Origin of the sequence: Streptomyces panaciradicis (genome assembly GCF_023516615.1) — a bacterium.
Taxonomy (GTDB): domain Bacteria; phylum Actinomycetota; class Actinomycetes; order Streptomycetales; family Streptomycetaceae; genus Streptomyces; species Streptomyces panaciradicis.
Window position 1 is genome coordinate 1 of record NZ_JAMGBF010000097.1, and the last position, 6,058, is coordinate 6,058.

Sequence of the window (6,058 nt, forward strand, 5' to 3'; positions counted from 1 at the left end):
ACGCAGCGCACCCGTCGTGCCGCCCCCACCGCCTCCGGTCCCGTAGCCGGCCGCGGTGATACTGGCCTGGACGGCGTTCTCGGTGGCGTCGGAGGGGTAGCCCGCCGTCATCGCCCCCTCGAAGAACTCGCCCTGTCCTGAGGGGCTGTTGTCGCCGCCGGTGCCGAGCAGGACCGAACTGTCGACCTTCATCGGCGAGTAGCCGTTGGGCAGGGGCCCGGAGAAGGTGGTGGTCAGGCCGCCGCTCGCGCCGTTGCCGTATTTGAGGGTGAAGTTGGTGGTGCCGTTGTTCTTCAGCCACGCGCTGACGAACGGATAGTGCACGCCCTGGTTGTTCGGGTCCTTGTTGGAGCCGGTGTTGGTGTGGAACATGCCGTTCTCCAGGTCGGCCTCGACCCACGGGCCGCTGCCCGTGCAGCCACCGAACCAGCAGGCATTGCCCCAGTAGATGGCGTTCATGGTGGCGTTGCCGGTGTCGGTGTGGGAGTTCTCGCCGCTGCCGTAGTCGAAGCAGCACCACTGGTTGGTGTAGTTCGACGAGGTCACCATGTAGATGCCTTCGGGCTGGGCGCCGGTGGCCACGCCGCTCGCGTGGTCCAGGCGGTAGCCGACACCGGGGGTGACCTTGACGCCGAACACCTGGTGGCCGGCCGCGGTAACCGGCAGGGCCATGGCGTCCGCGCCCACGTCGGAGCCGTTGGGGCCGGGCCCCTTCCAGTAGCCGCCCCAGGAGATCGGCAGGTCGTTGTGCCGGGTGGTCTGGTCGTAGATCTTCGTGATCGTGCACGACGTGCCCGCGCAGAACGACACCTGGGAGGCTGCGTCGGCGTATCCGCCCGCGGCGAGCACCCCGATGTCGCGGTAGGCGTGGTCGGAGGACCGCTGGATCTGGTACAGCGGCCCGTTGTACGCCGTGAACAGCGCCCTGGTCGTGGAGTGGGCGGTCACGCACGGCGTACCGCCCGCGGCGTAGAGGTCGCACGGGAGCGACGCGGCCGCGGCGGACGCCGAGGTGTGGACGGCGGTGCTGGTGCCGGGTCCCGGCGACCTGGCGAACGCCGGTGTTCCCAGCGCTGCCAGGGCCATCGCCAGGGCGATCAGGAACACGGCCGGGAATCGCCCGCGTCGGCGGTCGAGTGCCGATCCGGACATGGGAACCTCCTCTGGGGCAGTGGTGAGGAGCAGGGGAAGGTCAGCCGAGCGTCCAGCGCTGGCCGCCGCTGCCGTCGCAGGTCTGCAGCTCGGCGAGGGCCCCGTCGGCCGTGGCCCCTCCCGCGACGCCCAGGCACAGGCCGGACTGACGGCCGGTGACCGTGCCGTCGGAGTTCAGCGACCACTGCTGGTTGCTCTGGCCGTTGCACTGCCAGATCTCCACCTTCGTCCCGGGCGCGGTCCGGTTGTCGTAGGCGTCCAGGCACATCTGACCGCTGCCGGAGTAGACACTGAGCTGGTCGGAGGCGGTGTGCGTCCAGGTCTGGTTCGCACCGCCGTTGCAGCTCCAGATCTCCACCTGGGTGCCCGCGGTCGTGGTCGCGTTCGGTACGTCCAGGCACTTGCCCGACCCGACGGCGTGCAGCGGGCCGGTCACACCGGTGGTGCCGCCGCTGGTGCCGCCCGCGACCCGGTACATGACCGTGCCGTGGGCGGGCACCGAGGCGCTGATGGTGCCGGAGGTCGTCGAGGTCGCGCCCGACCACAGGTCGGTCAGGGTGTAGGCGGACGCCCCGGTCTTGCCGATCGCGGACGCGGTGGTGGTGATGGTCGCCGTGGAGCCGGTCTCGTTGAACAGCGCCACCGAGACGTCACCGTTGGCCAGCGGCTTGGCCAGCACGTCCAGGCCGCCGGAGGAGGAGACCATGGTGCCCTGCTTGCCGAGGGGGTCCTGGTCGACCGCGATCACCCGGGAGTTGGTCAGCACGGACAGGGTGGCCGAACTGGCCTGGGGGATGTTGGTGCCCGCGATGAGCGGCGCGGCCATCTCCGCCCAGAGACTGAACTCGCTGCGGTTCTCGGTGGCCGTCATCGAGCCGTTGCCGATCTCCAGCATGTCCGGGTCGTTCCAGTGGCCGGGACCGGCGTAGGAGGCGAGCCCGACGTTGCTGTGGAAGATCGACAGCATGCTGGAGTAGGTGGGGCTGATGTCCCCTGTCGTGCGCCAGCTGTTGCCCACGCTCGCACCCCAGGTCCACACGTTCTCCTGGCCCCAGTTGCACAGGCTGTACAGGATCGGCCGGCCGGTCGCGGCGAGGGCGTCCCGCATCGTGGTGTACCGGGTCCGCGCGGAGACGCCGGTGTTGTTGCAGTTGTCGTACTTCAGGTAGTCCACGCCCCACGACGCGAACGACTGGGCGTCCGTGGTCTCGTGCCCCAGGCTGCCCGGGTACCCCGCGCAGGTCGCGGTGCCGGCGTCCTCGTAGATGCCGAGCTTGAGCCCCAGTGAGTGGACGTAGTCGGCGGTGCCCTTGATGCCGTCGGGGAACTTCGCCGGGTCCGGCACCAGGTGCCCGCCGGAGTCCCGGTTGTGGGTCATCCAGCAGTCGTCGATGTTGACGTACGTGTAGCCCGCCGCCTGCATGCCGTTGGTGTGCATCGCCTGGGCGGTGGACTTGATCAGCGACTCGGAGACGTTGCAGCCGTAGGCGTTCCAGTCGTTGAAGCCCATCTGCGGGGTCGGCGCGAGTCCGTTGCCGAGCGCGGCGGCGGGCCGCGCCGTGCCGAGGGAGAGGAGCGGTACGGCGAAGGCGAGCAGCGCCGTCGAGAACAGCAGCGCCAGGGTTCTGCGCAGGGACGGCAGCGGGGGCAGGGGCCGTGTCGTGCTCGTGGGCATAAGTCATCCACTCCTGGGCCGAGTCGGAAGCTGCATGGGTCAGCGGTAACCCGCGGCGGTGATGTTCGCCTGCACCGCGCTGTCGGTTGCGTCGGAGGGGTAGCCGGCGACCACGGCGCCCTCGTAGAAGGTGCCGGCGCTCAGGTTCGCGCCGCCGCCCGGCTTGCAGCAGTCGCCGCCGCTGCCCAGGACGATGGCGCCCTGTTTCTTCATGGGGCTGTATCCGGCGGGCAGTCCGCCGTCCCACAAGGTGGTCAGGCTCCCCGACTGGGCGTTGCCGCCCTTGAGGGCGAACCTCGACGTGCCGTTGTTCTTCAGCATCGCGGTGACGAACTTGCTGGTGAACGCACGCTGGTTGGGGTTCCAGGACTGGCTGCCGCCCGGGTACAGCCCCCATTCGAGGTCGGCCTGCACCCAGGGGCCGCTGCCGGAGCAGCCGCCGAACCAGCACTCGGTGCCGAAGTTGATCGCGTCCATCGCCCCGGCGGCGTCGGCCTTCCTGGTGGTCTCGCTGTTGCCGTAGTCGAAGCAGCAGCCGCCGTTGACGTGGGTGCCGCTGGTCACCATGTACGCCCCCTCGGGTGCGGCACCGGTGGGCACGCCCGTGAGATGACCGTCCCGCCAGTAGCTGTTGCCGGGGTTGATGTACAGCGAGTACGCCTTGGTGCCTCCGGCGGTCAGCGACTCCGAGGTCGCCTTCGCGGGACTGCTCTGGCTGGACCCCGGGACCTGTGCGGAGCCCTGGTACCAGAGGTCGTTGCCGTGTCCGGACTGGTCGCGGACGGCGGTGATCACGCATGAGGTGCCCGCGCAGAACGCGTCCTGTGCCGCCGCGTCGGCGAACCCGCCGGGCGCCAGTACCCCGATGTCCTTGACCGCGTTGTCCGAGGCGCGCCGGACCTGGTACAGGGAGCCGCTGTAGGTCCCGTAGAGCGCCCGCACGGTGCTGTGCGCGGCCACGCACGGCGTGCCGCCGGCGGCGTAGAGGTCGCACGGTCCGGAACCGGACTGCGGGGGCGGCGTCGTCGCCGTGGACCACTTCTGGTTGCTCTGGCCGTTGCAGGTCCACAGCACGACCGGGGTGCCGTCGGCCGTGGCCGCCCCGCTGACGTCGAGGCAGAACCCGGACGAGGCTGCGGTGACGGACCCGTCGCCGTTCTCCCGCCAGACCTGGCCGGCCCGTCCGTCGCACGGGCGGATGACCGCCGGAGCGCCGGGCGCCGTCCGGTTGTCGGAGGCGTCCACGCACCGGGTGCTGTTCATGGTCCTCAGCTCACCCGTCGCCGTGAGCTCGAACGCCTGGTTGGCCTGGCCGTTGCAGGTCCAGATCTGCATTGCGGTGCCCGATGTGTCGACGTTGCCCTTGACGTCCAGGCAGCGGCCCGAGGCGGAACTCACCAGGGGCGTCGCGGACGCGGGCGCCGACCATGTCGGCGCCGTCGCCAGCACCATGGCCAGCAGTGCCAGCGCGCAGACGGCCGCGGCCGCCGGTAAGCGTGCGGCACGGGCCGCGGGGAGACAGGGTGGAGCGGATGAAGGCTGCATTCCGTGTCCTCGAGAGGCGGGGGAAGGGGACGGAGAGTGCTGTGCCTGTCCGGGGGTGCGGATGGGGCGTCTGCAGCTGGCGTCAGCGGGCCCGAGAGCGCCCACAGGAGACACTCAGACATCCCATGACGCATAGTGATCCCACAGGCCCGTGGCCATGTCAATAGGCTTCTCACAGTAATGGAGAGCTCGATACATCCCATGTCTGGCCCCGAGTTGAGGCGGTTCGAGGACATGCCGAAACCGCGTCCGGCGACGGCCGCCGTGCCGGACGCGGGTGCTCGCGGGCCCGGTCACCTCACATGGGGCCGCCGTGCTGGTGGGCACCGCCGCCGGCGTCCCGGACCGGCATCCGCGTGACGTTGCCCGCCGGCCCGCCGCTGTCGGCCGTCGCCGCGCCGCGTGGGCCGGAGGACGCGTGCGCGGCCGGGTTCGCGGGGCCGGCCAGCGCCAGGACCGCACCGGCCGTCAGACCGGCGACCAGGGCCAGGACCTTGCGCAGCCGGGCCTCTTCGTCGAGCCAGGGCATGAGGGATCGGTCTCCTTGTGCGTGTGGGGGGTACGGCACCGGCGGCGCGTCGGTGCCGCCGTCGAGCGGGGTCACGCGGCCGAGGTGACCGGCAGCGCCGTCCACTGCTGGTTGGCGCCGCCGTTGCAGTCCCACAGGACCAGCTGCGTGCCGTCGGCGGCGGACGATTCGGGATCGTCGAGACAGCGGCCGGAGGCGGGATTGCGGTAACCGCCGCCGTAGGACTGCCACTGCTGGTTGCCGCCCGCGTTGCAGTCCCAGATCTCGATCTTCGTGCCGTTGACGGTGCCGCGGCCGGTGGCGTCGAGGCATTTGCCGAGCGCCCGCAGGGTGCCGTCGGAATGGGCGGACCATTGCTGCGCGGTGGAGCCGTTGCACGTCGCGATGTCGACGGCCGTCCCGTTGGCGCTGTTGCCGCCGCTCACGTCCAGGCACTTCCCCGCGATCCCGGAGCGCACCTGTCCGTCCGCCGAAGCCGGCGGGTTGATCCAGCCGGCCGCGTCCGCGGCCTGCACCCCCGCGTTGAAGGCGTCCGCCATCTTGCGGAAGCCGTTGTCGTTGGGGTGCAGGGCGTCCGAGAGGTCCGCGCCGGTCAGGGCGCTCATGTCCACCAGCCGTACATGCTTGCCGGCCGCCTGCTCGGCCTGGACGATCCCGGGCAGCTTGGCGTTGAAAGCCGGCCGGTTGGCCTCCTCGGTGCCGCTGGTGGAGACGATCACGGTGCCGACGAGGACGGTCGCGTCGGGGGCGTCGCGTGTGATCTGGTCGATCAGGGCACGCAGCCGGTCGGGAGCGGTCGGGATCTGATAGTTGCCGTTCAGATCGTTGGTGCCGATCTCCAGGGTGACCACGTTGGGGCGGTACCGGGCCAGCACGGAGTCCGCGATGCCGGCGATCTGGTCGATCCGCCAGCCGGAGTGGCCTTCGTTGTCCGGGTCGGACATGGTGCCGTTGCGGCCCGAGCCGACGAAGTCCACGGCATGCCCCTCGGCCGTCAGCCGGCTCCCCAGGAAGCTCCGGTAGCTGTTGCCCGACGGGCTGCCGACGCCCCAGGTGATCGAGTCGCCCAGCGGCATCAGCCGCAGGGCGGCGGGCGCGGCGGCGGTACGCGGCGCGGAGTCCGGCGGCCCGGAGCCCGCGCCGGCCGCCGCGGGTGA

The 6,058-nt window shown here is 70.9% G+C and carries 5 protein-coding genes; all 5 read right to left on the bottom strand.

Annotation, left to right across the window (positions count from 1 at the left end; all coding sequences use genetic code 11):
- Nucleotides 1-1,152: arabinofuranosidase catalytic domain-containing protein (locus tag M8J74_RS28465; protein ID WP_249839189.1), on the bottom strand; the 1,152-nt coding region annotated here is incomplete at its 3' end.
- A gap of 40 nt (nucleotides 1,153-1,192) precedes the next feature.
- A complete protein-coding gene (locus M8J74_RS28470) occupies nucleotides 1,193-2,827 on the bottom strand; it encodes a glycoside hydrolase family 27 protein (protein WP_249839190.1) in 1,635 nt (544 codons plus the stop codon).
- A 39-nt stretch (nucleotides 2,828-2,866) separates the two neighbouring features.
- Nucleotides 2,867-4,294, bottom strand: a complete 1,428-nt coding sequence (locus M8J74_RS28475; RefSeq protein ID WP_249839193.1) for an arabinofuranosidase catalytic domain-containing protein — start codon at nucleotides 4,292-4,294, stop codon at nucleotides 2,867-2,869.
- 376 nt (nucleotides 4,295-4,670) lie between these two features.
- Nucleotides 4,671-4,901, bottom strand: coding sequence for a hypothetical protein (locus tag M8J74_RS28480; protein WP_249839191.1), 231 nt, complete (start codon nucleotides 4,899-4,901; stop codon nucleotides 4,671-4,673).
- Nucleotides 4,902-4,972: 71 nt separating this feature from the next.
- Nucleotides 4,973-6,058: SGNH/GDSL hydrolase family protein (locus M8J74_RS28485; protein WP_249839192.1), on the bottom strand; the 1,086-nt coding region annotated here is incomplete at its 5' end.